The following is a 389-nucleotide window of genomic DNA, read 5'->3' on the forward strand; positions in this document are numbered from 1 at the left end:
TAATAATTTACCAGGCATAATGTTCAAATGGGTGATTTAAAAATAGTTGTCCATTAACGTATTTTTTACTAATCGAACGAAAATCTTTTAATTTTGCTATAAAGGCTTCTGTTATTAATTCTATTAAAGTATCTTCCCACCCAATAAATTTTGATGGCATGACAAAAGGAGTTAAATAAATTTTATCCCCATACAGCTTTTTTTCTATATCTATAACATAGCTCTCGGTTTTAGAAACTTGTAACAACACCAACTCATCTTCGGCATAGAACACATAAGCAGCTGGAGCATGCTCCACTCCAGCAGCAATAAAATCATGAATAAAAATTAAACCAATATGACGTTCATCATCAGCATAAATATAAATTCTGTCATTGAATTGCCGATCA

General features: G+C 31.1%; 1 protein-coding gene. It reads right to left on the reverse strand.

The annotated features are described in order from the left end of the window. Window positions 1-7: 7 nt before the first annotated feature. On the reverse strand, window positions 8-389 hold a 382-nt coding region (locus NL42_RS18885), incomplete at its 5' end, for a hypothetical protein (RefSeq protein WP_461313916.1).

Source organism: Acinetobacter sp. GN11 (genome assembly GCF_054823985.1).